Annotated in this window: 20 protein-coding genes; 15 read left to right on the top strand and 5 right to left on the bottom strand. The window is 61.9% G+C overall.

All coding sequences use genetic code 11. The features are described 5' to 3' along the window. Positions 1-99: 99 nt before the first annotated feature. Positions 100-1,071: a Bug family tripartite tricarboxylate transporter substrate binding protein gene (locus JQ641_RS13640; protein WP_211996474.1), complete on the bottom strand. Its 972-nt coding sequence runs from the start codon at positions 1,069-1,071 to the stop codon at positions 100-102. 181 nt (positions 1,072-1,252) lie between these two features. On the opposite strand from JQ641_RS13640, the gene JQ641_RS13635 reads away from it, so the two are divergent. Continuing rightward, complete coding sequence (locus JQ641_RS13635; RefSeq protein WP_211996473.1) at positions 1,253-2,263, top strand: NADP-dependent oxidoreductase; 1,011 nt, start codon at positions 1,253-1,255, stop codon at positions 2,261-2,263. A gap of 153 nt (positions 2,264-2,416) precedes the next feature. On the opposite strand, the gene JQ641_RS13630 is transcribed toward JQ641_RS13635, so the two are convergent. Together JQ641_RS13630 and JQ641_RS38685 are read right to left on the bottom strand one after the other, a co-directional pair. Then, positions 2,417-2,806 (bottom strand): carboxymuconolactone decarboxylase family protein, encoded by a 390-nt coding sequence (locus JQ641_RS13630; RefSeq protein ID WP_211996472.1) that lies wholly within the window; start codon positions 2,804-2,806, stop codon positions 2,417-2,419. A gap of 50 nt (positions 2,807-2,856) precedes the next feature. Further along, positions 2,857-4,200, bottom strand: coding sequence for an MmgE/PrpD family protein (locus JQ641_RS38685; RefSeq protein ID WP_211996471.1), 1,344 nt, complete (start codon positions 4,198-4,200; stop codon positions 2,857-2,859). 147 nt (positions 4,201-4,347) lie between these two features. On the opposite strand from JQ641_RS38685, the gene JQ641_RS13620 reads away from it, so the two are divergent. The 12 genes from JQ641_RS13620 to JQ641_RS13565 all read left to right on the top strand — a co-directional run bounded on the left by JQ641_RS13620 (position 4,348) and on the right by JQ641_RS13565 (position 16,559). Beyond that, complete coding sequence (locus tag JQ641_RS13620; protein WP_211996470.1) at positions 4,348-5,277, top strand: NAD(P)-dependent oxidoreductase; 930 nt, start codon at positions 4,348-4,350, stop codon at positions 5,275-5,277. Positions 5,278-5,304: 27 nt separating this feature from the next. Next, entirely contained in the window at positions 5,305-6,702 is a 1,398-nt protein-coding gene (locus tag JQ641_RS13615; protein ID WP_211996469.1) for an MmgE/PrpD family protein, read from the top strand. A 115-nt stretch (positions 6,703-6,817) separates the two neighbouring features. Further along, on the top strand, positions 6,818-7,768 hold the full coding sequence (locus JQ641_RS13610) for a branched-chain amino acid ABC transporter permease (RefSeq protein ID WP_312014854.1): 951 nt from the start codon (positions 6,818-6,820) through the stop codon (positions 7,766-7,768). Beyond that, positions 7,765-9,555 (top strand): branched-chain amino acid ABC transporter ATP-binding protein/permease, encoded by a 1,791-nt coding sequence (locus JQ641_RS13605; RefSeq protein ID WP_211996468.1) that lies wholly within the window; start codon positions 7,765-7,767, stop codon positions 9,553-9,555. Before JQ641_RS13610 ends, JQ641_RS13605 begins: the two co-directional genes overlap by 4 nt. Then, the gene (locus JQ641_RS13600; protein ID WP_192734575.1) at positions 9,542-10,249 is read left to right on the top strand and encodes an ABC transporter ATP-binding protein; all 708 of its coding nucleotides are present in this window, start codon (positions 9,542-9,544) and stop codon (positions 10,247-10,249) included. The genes JQ641_RS13605 and JQ641_RS13600 overlap by 14 nt, the downstream gene beginning before the upstream one ends. A 29-nt stretch (positions 10,250-10,278) precedes the next feature. Continuing rightward, on the top strand, positions 10,279-11,547 hold the full coding sequence (locus JQ641_RS13595; protein ID WP_211996467.1) for an ABC transporter substrate-binding protein: 1,269 nt from the start codon (positions 10,279-10,281) through the stop codon (positions 11,545-11,547). 39 nt (positions 11,548-11,586) lie between these two features. Beyond that, positions 11,587-12,822, top strand: coding sequence for an ABC transporter substrate-binding protein (locus JQ641_RS13590; protein WP_211996466.1), 1,236 nt, complete (start codon positions 11,587-11,589; stop codon positions 12,820-12,822). A gap of 19 nt (positions 12,823-12,841) precedes the next feature. Further along, entirely contained in the window at positions 12,842-13,222 is a 381-nt protein-coding gene (locus tag JQ641_RS13585) for a carboxymuconolactone decarboxylase family protein (protein WP_192734573.1), read from the top strand. 17 nt (positions 13,223-13,239) lie between these two features. Continuing rightward, on the top strand, positions 13,240-14,013 hold the full coding sequence (locus JQ641_RS13580; RefSeq protein WP_249150419.1) for a 3-hydroxybutyrate dehydrogenase: 774 nt from the start codon (positions 13,240-13,242) through the stop codon (positions 14,011-14,013). Positions 14,014-14,043: 30 nt separating this feature from the next. After that, complete coding sequence (locus tag JQ641_RS13575) at positions 14,044-14,784, top strand: SDR family oxidoreductase (protein WP_211996465.1); 741 nt, start codon at positions 14,044-14,046, stop codon at positions 14,782-14,784. A 28-nt stretch (positions 14,785-14,812) separates the two neighbouring features. Next, positions 14,813-15,529: a GntR family transcriptional regulator gene (locus JQ641_RS13570; RefSeq protein WP_211996464.1), complete on the top strand. Its 717-nt coding sequence runs from the start codon at positions 14,813-14,815 to the stop codon at positions 15,527-15,529. Positions 15,530-15,587: 58 nt separating this feature from the next. Next, complete coding sequence (locus tag JQ641_RS13565) at positions 15,588-16,559, top strand: tripartite tricarboxylate transporter substrate-binding protein (protein ID WP_211996463.1); 972 nt, start codon at positions 15,588-15,590, stop codon at positions 16,557-16,559. Positions 16,560-16,584: 25 nt separating this feature from the next. On the opposite strand, the gene JQ641_RS13560 is transcribed toward JQ641_RS13565, so the two are convergent. Beyond that, positions 16,585-17,466 carry a LysR substrate-binding domain-containing protein gene (locus JQ641_RS13560; protein WP_249150418.1) on the bottom strand — a complete coding sequence of 294 codons (882 nt, stop codon included), beginning with the start codon at positions 17,464-17,466 and terminating at the stop codon, positions 16,585-16,587. Between the two features lie 229 nt (positions 17,467-17,695). Here JQ641_RS13560 and JQ641_RS13555 point away from each other — a divergent pair, with 229 nt between their 5' ends. Further along, positions 17,696-18,223, top strand: coding sequence for a nuclear transport factor 2 family protein (locus JQ641_RS13555; protein WP_249150417.1), 528 nt, complete (start codon positions 17,696-17,698; stop codon positions 18,221-18,223). 51 nt (positions 18,224-18,274) lie between these two features. Beyond that, positions 18,275-19,084 carry an MBL fold metallo-hydrolase gene (locus JQ641_RS13550; RefSeq protein ID WP_211996462.1) on the top strand — a complete coding sequence of 270 codons (810 nt, stop codon included), beginning with the start codon at positions 18,275-18,277 and terminating at the stop codon, positions 19,082-19,084. A gap of 100 nt (positions 19,085-19,184) precedes the next feature. Here the strand turns inward: JQ641_RS13550 and JQ641_RS13545 are convergent, their stop codons facing one another. Further along, positions 19,185-20,678, bottom strand: a complete 1,494-nt coding sequence (locus tag JQ641_RS13545) for a CoA-acylating methylmalonate-semialdehyde dehydrogenase (protein ID WP_211996461.1) — start codon at positions 20,676-20,678, stop codon at positions 19,185-19,187. Positions 20,679-20,704 lie beyond the last annotated feature (26 nt).

The raw sequence follows: 20,704 nt of genomic DNA, 5'->3' as shown, positions 1-20,704 counted from the left end.
TTGTTCCCAGACCACATCGTTTCACTGACACATACACTCAGCGGAACTCGCCATCGCCGCAGCGCTATTTGCGCACGTCGACGAACAGCAGAGTGCCGTTCACTTCTTCTCGATCTTCGCGGTCGCGACGATCTCGGCCCAGCGCCTGGTATCCGCTTCCTGAAAGGCTCCGAGCTCCTGCGGCGTCGAGGGAAATGGCGTCGCGCCGATCGTGGTCAGGTACTTTTTCGCCTCGGCGCTGTTGACGAAGCCGGTGACCAGAGTGTTGAGCCTTGCGATGATTTCGGTTGGCGTCTTTGCCCGGACGAAGACGCCAACCCAGGCCGTCAATTCGTAACCCGGCAATCCGCTTTCCGCGATGGTGGGTAGCTCCGGCATCGTCTCGAGCCGCTTCGCACTGGTCACGGCCAGCGCCCGCAGTTTGCCGTCCTGTACCAGCCCTTGCGCGCTCGCGGGATCAGCGAAGACACAATCGATCTGCCCGCCCATCACGTCCGTCAAGGCTTGCGGCATGCCGCGATACGGCACGTGCTGCATTTCGATGGCCTGACGATATCTGAATAGCTCGGCCGCGCCCCTGCTCGATGTATTGCCGCTGCCAAAGGACAAGGGTTTCTCGCGCTTCTTCGCCAGCGCGACGAATTCGGTAACGGTCCTGGCCGGAAAATCAGCCTTTACCGTCAGCATCATCGGTATCGTCATGATGCCAGCGACCGGCGCGAAGTCGGCTTTGGGATCGTAAGGCAATGAATGGAACAGGCTGATGTTCGCCGCCTGCGTCGAATTCGTCGTCACAAATGCCGTATAGCCGTCGGGCTCCGCTTTCAGGACCGCGAGCGCGGCAAGATTGCCGTCCGCGCCGGGCTTGTTCTCGACGACAACAGTCGCGTTTGTCGTTGCACGAATACTTTCGGCCAGATGCCGCGTTACGCTGTCGGTCGCGCTGCCGGGCGGGAACGGAACGATCAGGGTGATACGCTGCGAGGGATAAGGTTCCGCAGCAACCGCCGGGAAACAGGCGGCCAAGAGAAGTACGACGGCAGCGATAGCCCGCGCTAAATTGGCCCTCAAGCTGATCTCTCCCCTGTTGGCGTTTGGGCGGCATCGTCTTCCGGATCGACCTCGACATATGGGCCTTGTCCGATATAGTACACATACGTACTATCTTTGCGGGCTAATGCAAGCGGATCGGCGGACCAATCAGCTCGTCGCGTTCGCGCACCGCACACCCTCCCAACAGGAACCGTTGGCCATGAAGAACAATCGCAATCGTCAGGTCATCCTGAAATCCCGGCCGGCCGATATTCCCCAGGCCGATCATTTCGAAATCATCGAGTCCGACGTTCCCGATCTGCGGGACGGACAAATCCTGGTGCAGAATCTTTATCTGTCGGTCGAACCCGCCATGCGCGGCTGGGTCAGCAATGTCGCCAATTACTCGGAGCCGGTACGCATCGGCGAAGTGATGCGCTCATTCGCCGCCGGCGAGGTGCTGCAATCGGCGCATCCCGACTTCAAGCCGGGCGACAAGGTGATGGGCATGTTCGGATGGCAGGAGTTCGCCGTCGTCGGACCTGCCGCCGTCACACGAAAAATCGGGGAAGACGGACTGCCGCTTTCGCTCTCGCTCGGCGTTACCGGTCTCAACGGCATCACTGCGTATTTCGGACTGCTTGACGTCGGCCAGCCGCGCCCTGGCGATACCGTTGTGGTGTCGACCGCGGCCGGCGCGGTGGGGTCGGCGGTCGGCCAGATCGCAAAACTGTCGGGTTCCCGGACGGTCGGGATTGCCGGTGGGCCGGCCAAGGTCGCGCAGTGTCGTGAACTGTTCGGCTACGACGTGGCGATCGATTACAAGAGCGACAGTCTGGAGACCGCGCTTGCCACGGCCTGCCCAAGAGGGGTCGACCTCTATTTCGACAACACCGGTGGCGCGATCAGCGACATCGTGCTTCGCCATCTCGCCGTCGGCGCGCGCGTGGTGATTTGCGGAACCGCTTCGGTCTCGAGCTGGAACCCCTGGCCCAACGGTCCACGCGCCGAGCGTCATTTGCTGGTCAAACGCGCCCGCATGCAGGGTTTCGTCATCTTCGACTACGCGCCCCGGTTCGAAGAGGCCGTCACCCGTCTGGCCCAGTGGATCCGCGATGGACGACTGCGCTATTCCGAAGACGTGCTCGAAGGCATCGAACACGCGCCGGGAGCGATCGCCGGTCTTTATCGCGGCGAGAATACCGGCAAGCGGCTGATCAGGATTCGCTGAGTCCATCAGGGCAAGGTTGGGCTATGTCCAGCATCCCGGGCCCGACGAAATCATACTCGCTGGGAGCTGAGAATGTCGCGGCACCTGAACGACAAACCGCGACATGATCTCTTGCCCGTTATGATTGGAGATGAAGCCGCCCCGACGACCGCCTCATTGCTCTTGCTCTTGCTCTTCCACTTCCTTGAAGGCCTCCCGCGCGTTTCGGAAGGCATCGATTCCCGAAGGGATGCCGCAATAGACGGCGACCTGAAGCAGGATCTCCTTGATCTCGTCCTTGGTCAACCCATTCACGAGAGCCCCTTTTACGTGCAGCTTCAGTTCGTGGGGACGGCCTAGCGCACCGAGCATGGCCAGGTTGACGATGCTGCGGGTGCGGCGGTCCAGACCCGGTCGCGTCCACAATGCACCCCAGCAAAATTCGGTCGACCATTCCGCCATCGTCCGGGTGAATTCGTCGGCGCCTGCGATGGATTTATTGACGTAATCCTCGCCCAGTACTTCCTTGCGAACCTTCAGGCCCTTGTCGAACAACTCAGTCATTACTGGTTCCTTCCATCTTGTTTGAGAGCTATTTTTCAGGGCGGCGCGGCTCAGCCGTGTGCCCTCATCAGGCTTGAGACGTCCGCAAGCTCGTCGAGACGCCAGACACCATCGATGACGCGATCTATATCCCAATCAGTCCTGCCCAGCCGTGCACAATCGCGCAGTTTCGCTTCGATATCGCGATCCGATAACGGGTCGGCTAGACTGCCTTTCGCTTCCATCACGATCTCGCTGAGCGTCTCTCCCGACATCAGCCGGACAATGACACGCCCAGCACCATCCGGAAGCGAGGCGTCGAGCTCAGCCTTCACCTTCTGACGCAGCGACACGATATCAGGGCGAAATACGGTCGCGTCCGTGAACTCGGTGACGCCGGCCATCCCCAGCAGCAGCGCACAGGCGGCACAATGATGAATGCTGACCCGTGCATCGCGTTCGTTGCGAACCGGCCGGTCGCCGCGCGCGAGCAGGAGCGCCGAGCCCTGCACCGTAATGGAGGCGATATCATCGATTCGTCCGCCCAGCTTCGTCCGCAAGGTGAAGCAGGCGTCGATCACGGCATGAAACACGATGCCCGCCGGATAGGGCTTGTAGGTGTTCTTCGCGATTTCCCAGCTCTTGCCGAGGCCGCCCGTCAATCGCCCAATGTCCGGTTCGTTGCCCATCGCGCGGGCCCAACCGAGCGGTCCCTCAATGGCGCGCGGCGAAGCAGAATAGCCTTCGGCCGCAAGCAGTGCTGCGAACAGGCCGTTGCGCGCCGCGTTGCCGACGCTGACATTCTTGGCGGCGCTCGGGAGATTCTCGATGATCCCGGCCGATTGGCTGGCGGCAATTCCGATCGCATTTGAAATCTGGTCCGCCGGAAGCCCCAGCAGCTTCGCGCAGGCCGCGGCCGCGCCGAACACCCCGCAAGTCGAGGTGATGTGCCAGCCGCGCGCATAATGGCCGGGAGACACCGCGTTGCCGATGCGGCATTCGACCTCCACGCCGAGGATGAATGCCGTGAGAACGGCCCGCCCCGAATATCCCCGCGCCTGCGCCGATGCCAGCACCGGCGCTGCCACGGGTGCCGCCGGATGAATGATGGTGTCCAGATGGGTATCGTCAAAATCGAGCAGATTGGCCGAAATCGCGTTGACGAACGAGGCAGCCAGCGCATCGAGCCGTTCCGGACGACCGATGACCGCGGATGTCGCAGCGCCGCTGAACGGCGACAACGTGCGCAACGCGGCGGTGACGGCCGGGTCATTCGCCGACCCCAGCGCGGTCGCGAAGAAGTTCAGGATCGAGCGTTTCGCTTCGTGACTTTGCGCGGCGACATCCGCCCACACCGTGCCGGCAACGAAATCGGCGAATGTCGTGCCGGCGCCTTGCGCTTCATCTTGCCGCACTGAGCAAATTCCTCGGTCCTTGTTTTTCCGACCCTATTCCGGCGCGACATCGCCTGTCGACAAGAATCTTATGCTTGACAGATTGACTGACAATCTGGAAATTCGACGAAACGCGACCGGGGAACCCTGGCGCGGCAAGAATCAAGGATGCGCCCGAGCTTGCGGCGCGACAGGGAGCGAACCATGGCAGCGGAAACAATCGGGTTTGTCGGAACGGGCCGCATGGGCGGACCGATGGCCGGGCGCCTGCTCGACGCCGGCTACTCGCTGTGCATTTACGATTCGCAGAGCGAGGCGACCAAGGCGTTGGTTGCGCGCGGCGCGCGGCTTGCGAAATCGCCTGCCGAAGTCGCATCGAGCGCCGATATCGTGCTGTGCAGTCTGCCGACCCCCGACATCGTCAAAGCGGTTGCGCTGGGGCCCGATGGAATCGTTGCCGGAAACCGCGCCACGGTGCTGATCGACCTGTCCACCACCGGGCCCGGCGCAGCCAAGTTGATCGCGAAGGGATTAGAGCCGCGGAACCTGACCCTGGTCGATGCGCCTGTCAGCGGCGGCATCAAGGGCGCGGTGAACGGCACGCTCGCGGTGATGGTGTCCTGCCCGAAGGCGACCTATGACCGGGTTGAGCCGATCCTGAAACATTTCGGAAAGCTGTTTTACACCGGCGACAAGCCGGGCACCGCGCAGACCGCGAAACTCGCCAACAATCTGATGGCGGCCGCGGCTCTGGTGATCACCTCCGAAGCAGTGGCGATGGGCGTCAAGGGCGGCGTCAATGCCAAGGTGCTGATCGACATCATCAACGCCAGCAGCGGGCGCAACAGCGCCTCCGAGGACAAGTTTCCCCGCGCCGTACTTCCCGGCACCTTCGATTTCGGATTCACCACCGGCCTCTCCTACAAGGACGTGCGGCTGTGCGTCGATGAAGCCGAAGCCATGGGTGTTCCGATGGTCTGCGGTTCGGTGGTCAGGCAGATGCTCGCGATTACCAATGCCAAGTACGGCGCATCATCTGACTTCACCTCGATCGCGAAAGTGCTTGAGGAATGGGCCGGCGTCGAAATGCGCGGCTAGACGGCCGGCGCGCGAGGGGCGATTGCCATGACGATCGGATCGACCGGACCAGGCGAGGTTTCGTTGGCGCGAGCGCTGACGCGCGCCGCGCTTGCCGTCGACCCCGTCCGTTTCGACGCCGAAGTCATAGCCAAGGCCAAAATCTGCCTCCTCGATTTTCTCTCCTGCGCCTTCGAGGCACGCAATCACCCGTGGAGCCGCCAGGCGACCGGCATCGCGCGCGAGGTCAAGGACGGCGCAACCGTCATCGGCACCCACACTCGCGCCTCGCCGGGCGACGCGGCCTTCGCCAACGCCACCATGGGCCACGGCCTGGTGCGCGAAGACATGCACGCCGCCAGCATCTGCCACCATGGCGTGGTGATCTGGCCGATCCTGCTCGCCTTGTCGGAACGAACGCCGATATCCGGCGCGACCTTCCTTGGCGCCGCGATCATCGGTTATGAGGCCGGCGCTCAGATCGGCCGCGCGCTCTTTACCGCCGATCTGGCCCGCCTCTACCGGCCGACCGGTCTTGTGACGCCACTCGGCGCGGCGCTAGCGGGAAGCTATGCCCTTGGCCTTGCCGAAGATACCGCAACCAGCGCCATTGCCATTGCCGCCAACACGTCGTCCGGCCTGAACGAATGGCCGCGCGCGGGCGGCTCGGAGATGTACTTCCATCCCGGTTTTGCGGCGCGTAACGCAATTGCGGCGATCGAATTGGCCGAAGCCGGTGCCCTCGCTTCGGAAACGATCCTTGAGGGCGAAGCCGGATTGTTCGCCGCCTTCGGCCGCCGGCCCGCCCCCGACGATATCCGTTTGTTCACCGGCGCCGAGCCGGAAATCATGGCCGTCTACAACAAGCCGGCTCCCGCCTGCAATTTCGCGCAAACCGCAGCGCAGGCGGCCCTGCGCGCCGCGCGCCAACTCCGATCATCGGACGACATCGCGACCGTTGCCATTCGCGTCCCGGAAGCCGCGGCCCGTTACCCCGGCTGCGATTCGAAAGGGCCCTTTCACAACGCGCTGCAGGCCAAGATGAGCATTCCCTTCAGCGTCGCCGCCGTGCTGGCGCGCGGTGCGCTCGAAGAAGAAAACTACGCTGATATCGACGATCCCAGGATACTGCGCCTGATCGAGCGGACCGAACTGCAAAGCGCGCCTGATCTCACCGCCGCATTCCCCGCCAACCAGGGCGCCGAGGTCCTTGTTGGCCTGCGCAATGCAAAGACTATCCAACACCGCCTCGACAACGTGATCGCGGCCACACCGGACGAAATCCGCAGCCGCTTTCGGCGTGCTGCTTCCGACGTCATCGGCGACAAGCCCGCCCTGCATCTCGAAGAGCTGGTGGACAATTGCACATCGCTTCCGGACAGCCGCCTCATCGCCGCCCGGTGCAGGCTTGAACCGATAGAGCAACGGCTGCGGCCAGCATCATGATCGATAACGAAATACGGAAAATGGGGGACACAATGTTCAAACCGGGAATGGCGAAAACAGCCACAGCGATGGCCGGCACCAAACACGAATCCTCCCTCCCCGCGCGAGGTTCGCAGTGACCCAGGCACTGGAAGGCTTCCTGCAAGCGTTGTCCGCCGGGCTCTTGATCGGTGCGGTGTACGGCTTGATGTGCGTCGGGCTCGGGCTGATCTTCGGCGTCATGCGCGTGATCAACTTCGCCCAGGGCGATTTCATGATGCTCGGCATGTATGCCGCGTTCTATTTCTTCACCGCGTTCGGCGTGCAGGCGACATTCGGCAACACCTTCGGGCCGTTTGTCGCGATCCTGCTGGCCGGCCCGGTGCTCGCCGTGTTCGGTTACTTCGTCCACCTTACCCTGATCTCGCGCGTATCAGGCATGCGCACCTCCTCGCTCGAAGGAGAGGGTCACTATGCGCAGCTCATCCTGACGCTTGGCATCGCGCTGATCCTGCAGAATGGCGGCCTGCTCGTGTTCGGCTCGGTATTGGCCTCGATCCGGACACCGCTGTCGAGTTCGGCGTGGGAGCTTGGACCGATGGTTTACGACGTCAGCGTCTTCATCAACAAGGCGCGCGGGATAGACGCGGTCGTTTCGCTGGTGACGATGCTGCTGCTGACGCTCATGATCACGCGATCGCGGATCGGAAAATCGCTGCGCGCCGCCGCCGATAACCCCACCGCGGCAACCTATATGGGCATCGATGTCGACCGCGCGCACCGCATCGCCTTCGCGCTCGGTACCGGAATCACCGCGATTGCCGGCGGCCTGCTCGCCACCAATTATCCATTCCATCCCTTTGTCGGCGTCGAGTACGTCATCGTCATGTATGCCGGCGTCGTGCTTGGCGGGATGGGTAGCCTCATCGGCGCCTTCTGGGGCGGCATGACGATCGGCCTCGTGCAGCAGATGTCGACACTGATCCTGCCGACGCAATTGCAGAATGCTGCGATCTTCGTCGTGTTCCTGTTGATCATTTTCTTTCGTCCGCAAGGCTTCTTCGGGCGCATGGTCGAGAGGACATGACCATGCGCGGATGGCGATCGCTGCTGCCTATCCTTGTCTTCACCGCGCTCTATGCGGTGGTGTCGCTGAGCGTGACCAATTCCTACTACCAGCTGGTGATGACGCTGGTTCCTGTCTGGGCGATCTTCGGCCTGTCGTGGAACCTGCTGAGCGGATACACCGGGCTGATCTCGTTCGGCCATGCCGCCTTCTTCGGCGTCGGCGCCTATACCGTCGTGCTCTGCCAGATCCATTTCGACCTGTCGCCGTGGGTGACGATCCCCATCGCGGCCGTTCTCGGCGGTATCGCCGGATTGCTGATCGGCTTTCCGACCTTCCGCCTGCAGGGACACTACTTCGCATTGGCAATGCTGGCCTACCCGCTCGCCATCCTCTACGTGTTCGAGTGGCTCGGCCTGCAGGAAGTCACGCTGCCCATCAAGCGCGACAATCCGATCGCCTATATGCAGTTCGCCGATCACCGGCTCTACACGTTACTGGCGCTGGCGATGATGCTCGGCACCATCCTGCTGACACGTGCGGTCGAACGGTCGCGCTTCGGCATGGCGCTGCTGGCGATCAAGCAGAATGAGGCCGCCGCGGAAGCCGCGGGGATCAACACGCTGGCCTGGAAGCTCCGTGCCGTTACGCTCAGCGGCGCCATCGCCGGAGCGGTCGGCGGGTTCTACGCCGTCGTGTTGCTGGTGGTGACCCCGCAATCCGTGTTCGGCATGCTGGTGTCGGCACAGGCGCTGACGGTCGCCATGTTCGGCGGCGTTGGAACGGTCTGGGGTCCGGTGATCGGATCGGTGATCCTGATCCCGCTCGCCGAAACGCTCAATGCCGAAGCGGGCTCGCGCTTTCCCGGCATTCAGGGGGTGATTTACGGCCTCGCTATCATATGCGTCATCCTGCTCGCGCCTGAGGGCCTGTTCTGGAAAGTGCGTGACTTCCTGCGCAAGCGGTCGGCGCCACCGGCTGCGGCGAAGCCGGGCGCGCCGGAGGCCCCGGTTGCGGCTGCCGCCCCCGCCGCACCGGCGCCAGCGCGGGCCAAACGCCCCACTGGGACGGGCGACGTCGTCCTCGAAGTCCGTAACCTGTCGCGTTCCTTCGGCGGGTTGAAGGCCGTGCAGGATGTCAGTTTCAAGCTGCGGCAAAACGAGATCCTCGGAATTATCGGCCCCAACGGGGCCGGCAAGACCACGCTGTTCAACCTGCTGAACGGATTCCTGCGGCCGGGTACCGGCGAGATTTTGCTCGACGGACGCGAGATGTCCGGCCGCAAGCCGCACGAACTCTGCGAGGCCGGCATCGGCCGCACCTTCCAGATCATGCGTCCGTTCCTGCGCATGTCGATCTCGGACAATGTCGTGGTCGGAGCCTATGTGCGCGCCAAGACCGATGCCGAGGCCAGGAAACTGGCGGCCGATGCGATTGCCCGTGTCGGACTGTCCGATATCGCCGAGCGCATCGCGGGCGAACTCACGACCAAGGAATTGCGATTGATGGAACTCGCCCGCGCCCTGGCCGGACAGCCACGTATCCTGCTGCTCGACGAGACGCTCGCGGGCCTCGGACATGACGAAGCCAACGAGGTCGTGGCTGTCATCCAGCGGCTCGCCCGCGACGGCATGACGATCGCGATCATCGAACACACGATGCAGGCGATGGTCCGCCTGGTCGACAGTTTCCTGGTGCTCGACCACGGCGCCGTGATCGTCGAGGGCGAACCGGAAGCGGTCACGCGCGACAGCCGCGTCATCGAGGCTTATCTCGGCAAAAAATGGGGGGCCCATGCTCCGAATTGATGGGCTGACCGCAGGCTATTCCGCGATCCCCGTATTGAACGGCGTCTCGATCAAGGTTGACGAAGGCCAGTTCGTCGCAATCGTCGGACCGAACGGCGCCGGCAAGACCACGCTGTTCAAGACGATTTCCGGTATCGTGCAGCCGAGCGCGGGAACGATCACATTCGAAGATCACGACCTGCTGGCGATCCGGCCGTCGCAACGCGCGCATCTCGGCATCGCCCACGTTCCGGAAGGCCGTCAGGTCTTCCCTTCGCTCACCGTGATGGAAAACCTCGAAATGGGCGCGATGACCGAAGCCGGGCAGCGCGACTGGAAACACAACATCGAACGCATCTTCGAATGGCTGCCCATCCTGGCGGAGCGCCGCGGCCAGTTCGCGGGCACGCTCTCGGGCGGACAGCAGCAGATGCTGGCGATCGGCCGCGGGCTCGCAGGCTCGCCCAAGCTCCTGATGCTGGACGAGCCCTCGATGGGCCTTGCGCCCACCATCGCCGATTTCATCTTCGAACGGCTGATCGAAATCCGCCGGCAATCCAACCTGACCATCCTGCTGGTCGAACAGCGCGTGGCGGAGGCGCTCGAATCCGCCGACCACGGCTACGTGCTCGAAGCCGGCCGCGTCGCGCTCGAAGGCAACAACGAAACCTTGCGGGCGGACGACCGCATCCGCAAGGCCTATCTCGGCATGTAACCAACAACAACACCATTGGAAGGACGAAAATGGGCCAGGACAAGATTGAGGACAACGTAGCCGACAAGGTCTCGAAGACGTCGCTGACACGGCGAACCGTGCTGTCAGGCGCGGCGGCGATCGGCCTGTCGACGATGGCGCGCGCGCAGGCGCCGGCCGAGGTCAAGGTTGGCCTGATCGTGCCGCTGTCCGGCATCTATACCCGCCCGGGCCAGGTGATGCGCATGGGCGCCGAGATGGGCATCGAGCACATCAACGCGCAAGGCGGCATCAAATCGCTCGGCGGCGCGAAGATGAAGCTCGTCGTGATCGATTGCGGCGACACCACCGAAAAGGCCAAGAACGCGGCGCAGCGCATGGTGGCGCAGGAGCCCGATCTGGTTGCCGCAACCGGCTCCTATCTCAGCTCCTTCACGCTGGCGGTGACTGAAGTCACCGAGCGCGCCGAACTGCCTGTCCTGACACTGTCCTATTCGGACCTGCTGACCGATCGCGGGTTCAAGTTCATTTTCCAGACCGCAGCACCCGCGAGCGTGCAATCGCAACTGGGCCTGCCCGAACTGATGAAGCTGGCAGAAAAGGCCGCCGGCAAGCGGCCGAAGACGGTCGCGATGCTGATGGACAATACCGCAACCTCGGTCGCAACTGCCAAAGCGCTGAAAGAGAAGCTCTTCGCGCAGGAAGGCCTTCAGCTCGTGGTCGAGGAAGTCTGGACACCGCCGCTTTCCGACGCCACGCCGCTGATCCAGAAGGTCAGGTCGGCGAGGCCAGACCTGCTGCTGTTCATGCCGAACGCGATCTCCGACGCGAAGCTCGGCCTGGAGAAGATCAACGAGTTCGGCCTCGGACAAGGCAAGATTCCGACCGTCTCCTTCAGCATCACCATTGCCGAGCCGGACATGCTGCAAAGCGTCACCCCGGAAGTCGTCCAGGGCATCATGACGATCGTCGCCAATTGGGGCTGCAAGGGACACGAGGACATCATCGCCGAGCTCAAGGCCAAGTACAAAGAACCATGGGCGACGCAGAACGTCATCTCGACCTACGGCGACATGTGGCTGATGAAGGCCGCGCTCGAAAAAGCCGGCAAGGCCAACCGCCTCGCCGTCGCCGATGCTTTCCGCACCCTGGATGACGGACCCGCGAAATACTATCCCGGCGGCCAGTTGAAGTTCGACGAAAAGGGCCGTCGTGTCGGTGCCGGTGTCGTCATCGTGCAGTGGCAGAACGGCGTACCCGTCACCGTGTTCCCCTCCGACCTCGCTCAAGCGTCCCCGTTCTGGCCGAAGAAGTCCTGACCATCATGTCGTCAACAAAGATTTCAGGGAGGAATTGTCATGACAAGGAATACCCGATCTGCACTGACACGGCGTAGTTTACTCGCCGGCGCATCCGCCGGCCTGATCTCGACCCGCGTGTGGGCGCAGCAACCGACCGAGGTGAAGGTCGGCTTGCTGGTGCCAATCTCGGGCCTCTATGCGCGCCCGGGGGCCGTGATGCGCCACGGCGCCGAGATGGGGGTGGAGCACATCAATGCACAGGGTGGCATCAAGTCGCTCGGCGGCGCCAAACTCAAGCTGGTGGTGCTCGATTCAGGCGATACCACTGAGAAGGCCAAGAACGCCGCGCAGCGGATGGTCGCCCAGGAAACCGACATGGTGGCTGCGAGCGGCGCTTACTTGAGTTCGTTCACACTGGCCGTCACGGAAGTCACCGAGCGGGCCAATCTGCCGGTCCTCACACTCTCCTACTCCGATCTCATCACGGACCGCGGCTTCAAATATGTGTTCCAAACCTCGGCAACGGCGGGATCGCAGGCAAGACAGGCATTGCCGCAGATCGTGAAGCTTGCGGAGACCGCCTCCGGCAAGAAGCCCAAGACGGTTGCGATCATCACCGACAACACCGCGGCATCGGTTTCCTCGGCAAAGGCGATGCGCGACGGCCTGCTCGCTGAAAACGGGCTGCAACTAATCGTCGATGAAACCTTCACGCCGCCGCTCGCCGACGCCACGCCGCTGGTTCAAAAGATCAGGTCGGCCAAACCTGACCTTCTGTTCTTCCTGCCGACGGTGATTTCAGACGCAAAACTGCTGCTCGAGAAGATGAACGAGTTCGGTCTCGGACAAGGCAAGATTCCGACCATCTCGTTCGGCATCGCCATTGCCGAACCCGACATGCTGCAGACCGTGAGCCCGGAATTGCTGCAGGGCCTGCTCACCTGCGTCGCCAGCTGGGGCGCCAAGGGTCATGAGACTCTGATCGCCGAGCTCAAGAGCCGCTACAAGGAGCCATGGATGACGCAGAATGCGATCTCCACCTATGGCGACATGTGGGTGATCAAGGATGCGCTCGAGAAAGCCGGCAAGGCCGACCGCGTTGCGGTCGCCGACGCGCTACGCACCATGGATGCCGGTCCTTCGAAATATTACCCGCTCGGCGAAATCAAGTTCGACGAAAAGGGCCGCCGCGTCGGCGCCGGAATGACCATCGTGCAGTGGCAAGCCGGCGTACCGGTCACAGTGTTCCCGCCGCAACTGGCGCTGTCCCAGCCGTTCTGGCCGAAAAACTAGCTGAAGATAGGATACCGATATGGACAAGGCGACATACGATCGAGGCCTCCAGATCCGCAAGGACGTTCTGGGGAACGAGTTCGTCGACAAGGCGATCGCATCGGCCGATGATTTCAACCGGCCGATGCAGGACCTCACGACGGAATATTGCTGGGGCTATGTCTGGGGCCGCGACGGCCTCACGCACAAGACCCGCAGCTTCCTCAACCTTGCGATGCTGTGCGCGCTCAACCGACCGCAGGAACTCAAGACCCATGTGCGGGGCGCCCTGACCAACGGCGCCACGCGGGAGGAAATACGTGAGGTGTTCATGCAGGTCGCGATCTATTGCGGCGTGCCGGCCGGCGTGGACGCTTTCCGTAACGCCAAGGAAGTGTTTGCCGAGCTGGACAAGAAGTAACCGAGGAACTTAAGGCGATGCTGAAGGGCAAATGGGCTCTCGTGACCGGGGCAAATGCGGGCTTGGGCCTCGCCGTGGCCGAAAGCCTGGCCGGCGCGGGAGCCAATATTGTCCTGCACGATCTGACCGAACCGGCGCAAACGCGGGATCGTCTGCGCGCGCAATTCGGCGTCGATGTAATCAGCATCGCAGCCGACCTCTCACAGCGCGCCGCCATAGAAACTGCCATGGCCAGCCTGCTCGGCCGCGTCGGCGCGGTCGACATCCTGGTGAACAATGCGGTGGTGCGGCATTTTTCACCGGTCGAGAACTTCCCGCCGGAACGATGGGACGAAGCACTGGCGGTCAATCTTTCGGCTCCCTTTCACCTGATTCGCCTCGCATTGCCCGGCATGAAGCAACGGAAATGGGGCCGCATCATCAACATGGCGTCGATCTATTCGACGCGTGCGGTCGCGGACCGCATCGATTATGTGACCACCAAAACAGCCATTGTCGGCATGACCCGCGCCGTCGCGATCGAGACGACCAGGAGCGGGATTACCTGCAACGCACTGTGCCCGGGCACGCTGCCGACGCCGGCCATTCAGGGAAAAATCGCCGGGATCGCGGCCAGCAAAGGCCGCAGCATCGACGAGACCACCAGTGACTACCTTGCCAGCCGGCAGCCGAGCGGGCGGTTTGTCGCCATGGAAGGCGTCGGCGCGATGGCAGCCTTCCTGTGCAGCCCGGCCGCGCAGGATATCACGGGGGCCACCCTGCCGATCGATGGAGGCTGGTCCATCGCATGAACATTGGCTGTCCCACCAAGGAGACCTGCAATGGCTGAAGCATCGAGCCGAAATGCCGTGGTGACCGGCGCCGCCGGTGGCATGGGTCGTGCCATTACGAAGGCGCTGGTCGAAAGCGGCCGGCGGGTCGTGCTCGCCGACCGCGATCCGACCTCGCTTCGTGAGTTCGCCGCTGAGATGGGCGCCAACACATTCCCGATCGAACTCGATATTACCGACGCCAAGGCCGTGGACCGCCTGCCCGACCTCATCCCGGATGCCTTCAAGCCGATCGACATCCTCGTCAACAACGCCGGCCACGACATCGGCGGCCGGACCCGCTTCGATGTAGGCTCAGCGGACGACTGGTCCGGGATCATCCAGACCAATCTGATCGGCCTGATGCGGGTGACCCGCAGCCTGCTGCCGGAGATGGTCAGGCGCAACGCCGGCCACATCGTCAACATCAGCTCGATCAACGCCGTTCGCATCGTCCCCGACATGGCGGCCTACAGCGCCAGCAAGGCTGGCGTGCACATGTTTACCGAAACGCTGCGGGGGGAGCTTGCCGAAACGGCGATCCGGGTCACCGAAATGCAGCCCGGCCTGACCAGGACCAACATCATCCTCACCCGCTACCGCGGCGACCGGGAGAAGGAAAAGGACTACTTTGAGCAGTTCAAGATGGCGCTCGAACCGGCCGATATTGCCCGGTCGATCGTATTTGCGCTTGACCAGCCGCCGCATGTTCAGATTGCGGAGATGATGATTCTTCCCGTAAATCGCTATTGAACCAATGCCGGTGCGAAGGCGGTAGACAATGGACAAACGCGGTGAATTGCAATCCACGCTCCGGATCGAGGACGTTCCGACCGTCCGGTCGATGGTCGCCCAGAAGCTGCGCGAGGCGATCATGTCCGGAAAGCTGAAGCCGGGCCAGCGCCTGGTCGAGCGGGAGCTTTGCGAGATGACCGGCGTGAGCCGGCCATCCATTCGCGAAGCGCTCCGGTTGCTGGAAGCCGATGGTCTCGTCAATACCGTCCCGCACCGCGGCCCTGTCGTCAGCACCATCAGCCTCGAAGAGGCAAAGCAGCTCTACGCGGCCCGTGCCGTCCTCGAAGGGTTTGCCGGCCGAGAGTGCGCGCGCCTTCACGACCCCGTCGTTGTCCGCAGGATCGGGGACGCTCTCACCAAGCTAAAAGCAGCGTTCGCCGATTCCGACCTGATAACGGCCCTCGAAGCCAAGACCGAGTTTTATGCAGCGCTGATCGGCGGCTGTCAGAACGCGTTCATCGAACGCATGCTCAGGCCGCTGCACGACCGGATCACGCTGCTGCGAATTACCTCGATGTCGCAGCCCAAACGCATCAACAAGAGCCTGCGCGAGGTCACCGCGATCTGGCGCGCCATCCAGAGCGGCGATCCCGACCTCGCCGAGAAATGCTGCGTCGATCACATCAACGCGGCGGCCGTGGCCGCGCTCAGCATGATCGAACAATCATCCGCGTCGAACGAAAAGGCGACCGCGGATGAATGACCCAACGCTATTTCGACCAAGCCGTTTCAGGGGGCCACCAGGCCGATAGGAAGTTGCCATGACGTTTGTAAAACGCGTTCTTCTGATGCTGTTGCTGTCGCCGGTACTGCCGGCATCCGCACAGGAATTTCCGAGCCGGCCGATCACGCTGGTCGTTCCCTTCTCGGCCGGCGGCCCAGGCGACGTCATTGCACGTCTGCTCGGGACATCGATGAGCGCGACGCTGAAGCAGTCGCTCGTCATCGAAAACGTCGTCGGCGCCGGCGGTACCCTTGGAACCAATCGCGTCGCCAAGGCCTCGCCTGACGGTTACACCCTGCTGCTGATGCATGTCGGTCAGGCCACCGCGCCGGCGCTCTACGCCAAGCTGCCGTTCGACCCCGTTGCCGACTTTGCGCCGATCGGTCTCGTCACCGACGTGCCGATGATCCTGGTGGCCCGTGCGAATTTTCCGGCCAAGGACCTCAAGGAACTCGTCGCCCATGTCCGCGCGCAGGGCGACAAGGTCACCTATGGCAATGTTGGCCTCGGCTCCGCGTCACATCTGTGCGGGCTGATGTTCATGAGCGCCATCGATGCCAAGCTCACACCGATCTACTACAAGGGTGGCGGCCCCGCGCTGAACGATATCATCGCGGGTCACATCGACGTCTATTGCGATCCGGCCACCGGACCGACACCCTATATTCAGGCCGGCACCATCCCCGGCTACGCCATCACCAGCAAGAAACGCGTCCCGACCCTGCCGAATGTGCCGACGTCGGCGGAAGCGGGGGTACCGAAGTTCGACGTCACGACCTGGTACGGGCTGTATGCGCCACGCAATACGCCCAAGCCGATCGTCGATGCGCTCGTCGACGCCCTGCAAAAGGCACTCAAGGACCCGCCCCTGGTCAACCGCTTCGCCGAACTCAGCATGGCGCCGGTCGAGCAAGAACGCGCGACGCCCGCAGCGCTCGAAGCCCTCCTCAAGAGCGAAATCGACAGATGGGGCCGTATTATCAAGGATGCCGGCATCACGCCGCAGTAAAGCGGACTCGGCTCACGGCACATTGTTAAGAAGCTCGCAGCGCGTTCGTTAGTGCAGCCAGCGCGGCCGGCTGATGCTGACGACTGGGGTAATACATGAAGAATCCCGGAATTGGCGGCGTCCAATCCTCCAGCACACGAACAAGGCGACGTTTCGCAACATGTTCTGCGACCTGCTCTTCGAATGCCAGTCCCAGGCCGGCGCCGGCGAGTGCCGCCTGAATCACCAGATGGGTATCATCGATTATGAGCGGGCCATTCACGCCGACCGTAACCGCCTTTCGTCCTTTCTCGAATTCCCATCTGTATGGACCGCCCGGAAGACGCAGGCTTATGCATCGATGTTCATTAAGGTCCTTGGGTTTCCGAGGAATGCTTCGCGATGAAAAATAACCAGGCGATCCGATCACCGCCAATCTCAGTTCCCGGGTGACGCGCACCGCGATCATGTCCTTTTGAATGTACTCGCCGAGTTGAATACCGGCGTCGAACTCGCCCGCAACGAGGTCCACAGGGCCAGTCACAGTAACAACGTCAAGAACGATGTCGGGGTAGGCTTCGGCGAATGCCGTCAGCCGCGGCAACAATACCATCACGGCAGCCGACCGGGACATTACAATTCGAAGGCGCCCTGCAGGTCGGTGCCGAACGTTTCGGGCTTCGCTGATGGCACGAGCAATTTGCTCGAGTGCCGGAGACAATTCTTTCAAAAGAACTGCGCCTGCAGCAGTTGGTGCAACGCTCTTGGTCGTTCGAGCAAGAAGCTGCAGTTCGAGCCGTTGCTCAAGTCCCCGGATCGTGTGGCTCAGAGCAGACTGAGACACACCAATCTTTGCCGCAGCCCGCGTAAAGCTTCGTTCCCTGGCGACGATTGCAAACGCGGCGAGTTCGTTCAGTTCGTTTCTCATGATTTATGAGTATCGCTCATAAGACTATGCCATGCAACGTGGCTAGTTTCATAAGCCACGTTATCCTAGATTTGGCCGCAGGAAGTTTTGAGGCAACTTTCCGTACGTTTTTGCCGGCTTGACGCTCGGGCACAGCAGCAGGGCCAATGAGCTGATCCTCGTAACAACTTGGGATGAGGCGATTTCAATCTTCATCTGAAGAGCGCAACTTATTTTTTGGGAGAGCAGAATGTCAAAGATGGATCGACGAGCATTCTTGGGCCGATCTGCCAGTGTGACTTTTGGAGCCACGCTCGTCAGCGCTCCCGGTTTGATGCTTACAGACCCGACAATCAGCTATGCGCAGTCTCCTCCCGTTCCAAACAACAACCCTATTGATAACAAGCTTATGGATGCCGATGCTCATGCCTTGCGCTCTCTGGCGCAGACGTATTTTGACGGTGCTTATGAGATGGATGCAGACAAGTTTGCGTCCATATTTCATCCCTCGAGTTCCGTGACCAAGGTCGGCGACGACGGCAACGTGAGCGTGACGCCAATTGCGACCTGGCTGGCAGCCGTCCGCAATTTGAAGGCTCCGAAACAACAGGGCCTGGAGCGCCAGGATCAGATTCTGTCAATAGACGTTGAGGGAGAGCTCGCGCTTGTGAAGTTGAAATTACAGATTCCGCCTCGTTACTTCACCGACCTGTTGTCATGCTTAAAGGTCAACGGAACCTGGAAGATCGCTCAGAAAGTCATGACTTCGAAAATCTAGTGGGTTCGGTGCCGTTCTAAAACCGTGAATCAAACGCTTGGCAGGTTGTCCGTGAAAGCTCTGTCACAAAGCGCCAACACCTTGGGCTGCGCTTCGGGGTCATGGAGGATTTGGTCACTCTCTGATGGATATGTCGACCTGCCCGCCGAATGCCTCAAGTATCCAAGCAACAAAGTATGCAGGCAGACCGAACCGCCTCAGCGGGACGCTTCGCTAGTTCGATTATCGGTCAACTGCTTCCTGTTCGATCGCTCTGGCATGGATCGCGTCTTGATCGATTGTGGCGCGGGCGGGAGTTGGGACCCGACCATGGGTCACCTCGTGGAGGCGATGGCGGAGGCAGGCATCGACACGTCATCGGTTACGATGATCGCCCTCACTCATGCTCATGGCGACCACATCAATGGTCTCCTGATGCCTGACGGTCGACGGGCATTCAGCGGCCTGAGGAAGATAGTGATAGGGGGAGACGCCGTTGAGGAGTTTCTTGCCGAGCCAGAGCTAGAGGAGTTTCGTTCACTCCTTGCCCCAGTTAACGGAGGAGATCGGCTAGCCGATCATTTACTGGCGGTGGATATACCCGGGCATGCTCGGGGTCATATGGGTTATCTCCTCAACACCGATGAGGACGATGTCTTGTTCTGCGGCGACCTTATCCACGTTCCCGCCGCACAGTTTTCCCGCCCCGAGCTTACCTGGGCCTATGACGATGACCAAGCCGTGGCGAGGGCAAGCCGAACCAAGTTGCTCCAGGGCGCAGCAAATGCACATACGTGGCTAGCCGGCGCTCACCTGGGTCGACCAGGCATCGGCCGAGTGGTCGAAGAAGGGCAAGGATATGCGTTCATTCCGGTGACGTAGCGGCCTTGAGCCCGCCGTCACTTAGGCTTTGAAGAAGGACCGGTCGTGCCATGTGACCAAGGATGTCAATTCTGGTGGTTACGACGGGCCCAATCTCGCACTACTTCATTGTCGGCATCACAAATTCGGGGCCTTGCGCGATGCTCGTCGGCCAACGGCTGGTGATCGTCTTGAGCCGCGTGTAGAAGCGAATTCCCTCCGGACCGTGCATGGAATGATCGCCAAACAGCGAAGCCTTCCAACCGCCGAATGAATGGAACGCCACCGGCACTGGAATCGGCACATTGATGCCGACCATGCCGACACGGATGCGATGCGCGAACTCCCGGGCGACGTCGCCGTTCTGGGTGAAGATCGCCGTGCCGTTGCCGTATTCATTATCGTTGATCATGCGGGCTGCGTGGGCATAGTCGGGTGCCCGTACCACGGCGAGCACAGGCCCGAAGATCTCTTCCTTGTAGATCTTCATTCCTGTCGTGACGTGATCGAACAAGCTGCCGCCAATGAAGTAACCGCCCTCGTTCGAACGAAAATCGCGGCCGTCGACGACGAGTTTCGCCCCCTCCTCAACACCCGAATCCACGTAACCCCGGACCTTTTCGAGATGCTGTCGGGTAACGAGCGGTCCCATTTCGGATTCAACATTGAAGCCAGAGCCGACCTTGAGCGCGCGTATCTTCGGCTCTAGTTTCGAAACCAGCGCGTCGGCTGTCTTTTCGCCAATCGGAACCGCCACGGATATGGCCATGCATCGTTCGCCGGCCGAGCCGTAAGCAGCGCCCATCAGGGCATCGACCGCCTGGTCGAGGTCGGCATCCGGCATCACGACCATATGGTTCTTGGCGCCGCCAAGCGCCTGACAGCGCTTTCCGGTGCTGGTCGCCGTCGAATAGATGTAGCGGGCGATCGGTGTCGAACCGACGAAGCTGACCGCCTCCACGTCCGGGTGCAACAGCAACGCATCGACGGCTTCCTTGTCGCCGTGGACGACATTGAACACCCCCGCCGGCAGGCCGGCCTCCGCAAGCCACTGCGCGATCAGCAGGGATGCCGAGGGATCCTGCTCCGAGGGCTTCAGCACGAAGGTATTGCCGCAAGCCAGCGCGACCGGAAACATCCACATCGGGACCATGACCGGGAAATTGAACGGCGTGATGCCGACCACGACTCCGAGCGGCTGGCGCACGCCGTAGCTGTCAACCCGTGTCCCGACATTCTCGCTGACTTCGCCCTTCAGGAGCTGCGGTGCCCCGACGGCGAATTCGACAACCTCCAGTCCACGCTGGATCTCGCCCCTGGCATCCGACAGGGTCTTTCCGTGCTCGGACGTGATCACCGCCGCCAATTCATCGATACGATCTTCAACGATCCGCAGGAACCGGTTGAGAATGCGGGCCCGGCGCAACGACGGCGTATCGCTCCAGCTTTCGGCCGCCGCCCGCGCCGCCTCGACCGCCGCACTCACCTCCGCCGCCGTTGCGAGACCAACTTCGCCGGTCTGTTCTCCGGTCGCCGGGTTGAAGACAGGCGCTGTCCGCGCGTCATGGCCAGCGACCAGCTTCCCGTCAATGAAATGTTTGATCTGCGAAACCATGGAAGTCTCCTGTTTGATCTGCAGGT

It is taken from the genome of Bradyrhizobium sp. JYMT SZCCT0180, from assembly GCF_018130165.1.
Classification (GTDB): domain Bacteria; phylum Pseudomonadota; class Alphaproteobacteria; order Rhizobiales; family Xanthobacteraceae; genus Bradyrhizobium.
Note: the sequence above shows the minus strand (reverse complement) of the source record. Positions and strands in the feature narration are given on the sequence as shown.

Coding starts and splice junctions, on each gene's coding strand:
- JQ641_RS13605 (WP_211996468.1), top strand. CDS start 7,765: ATGACCATGCGCGGATGGCGATCGCTGCTGCCTATCCTTGTCTTCACC.
- JQ641_RS13630 (WP_211996472.1), bottom strand. CDS start 2,806: ATGACTGAGTTGTTCGACAAGGGCCTGAAGGTTCGCAAGGAAGTACTG.
- JQ641_RS13560 (WP_249150418.1), bottom strand. CDS start 17,466: ATGAGAAACGAACTGAACGAACTCGCCGCGTTTGCAATCGTCGCCAGG.
- JQ641_RS13635 (WP_211996473.1), top strand. CDS start 1,253: ATGAAGAACAATCGCAATCGTCAGGTCATCCTGAAATCCCGGCCGGCC.
- JQ641_RS13585 (WP_192734573.1), top strand. CDS start 12,842: ATGGACAAGGCGACATACGATCGAGGCCTCCAGATCCGCAAGGACGTT.
- JQ641_RS13620 (WP_211996470.1), top strand. CDS start 4,348: ATGCGCCCGAGCTTGCGGCGCGACAGGGAGCGAACCATGGCAGCGGAA.
- JQ641_RS13555 (WP_249150417.1), top strand. CDS start 17,696: ATGTCAAAGATGGATCGACGAGCATTCTTGGGCCGATCTGCCAGTGTG.
- JQ641_RS13545 (WP_211996461.1), bottom strand. CDS start 20,678: ATGGTTTCGCAGATCAAACATTTCATTGACGGGAAGCTGGTCGCTGGC.
- JQ641_RS13595 (WP_211996467.1), top strand. CDS start 10,279: ATGGGCCAGGACAAGATTGAGGACAACGTAGCCGACAAGGTCTCGAAG.
- JQ641_RS13570 (WP_211996464.1), top strand. CDS start 14,813: ATGGACAAACGCGGTGAATTGCAATCCACGCTCCGGATCGAGGACGTT.
- JQ641_RS13590 (WP_211996466.1), top strand. CDS start 11,587: ATGACAAGGAATACCCGATCTGCACTGACACGGCGTAGTTTACTCGCC.
- JQ641_RS13615 (WP_211996469.1), top strand. CDS start 5,305: ATGACGATCGGATCGACCGGACCAGGCGAGGTTTCGTTGGCGCGAGCG.
- JQ641_RS13580 (WP_249150419.1), top strand. CDS start 13,240: ATGCTGAAGGGCAAATGGGCTCTCGTGACCGGGGCAAATGCGGGCTTG.
- JQ641_RS13600 (WP_192734575.1), top strand. CDS start 9,542: ATGCTCCGAATTGATGGGCTGACCGCAGGCTATTCCGCGATCCCCGTA.
- JQ641_RS13565 (WP_211996463.1), top strand. CDS start 15,588: ATGACGTTTGTAAAACGCGTTCTTCTGATGCTGTTGCTGTCGCCGGTA.
- JQ641_RS13575 (WP_211996465.1), top strand. CDS start 14,044: ATGGCTGAAGCATCGAGCCGAAATGCCGTGGTGACCGGCGCCGCCGGT.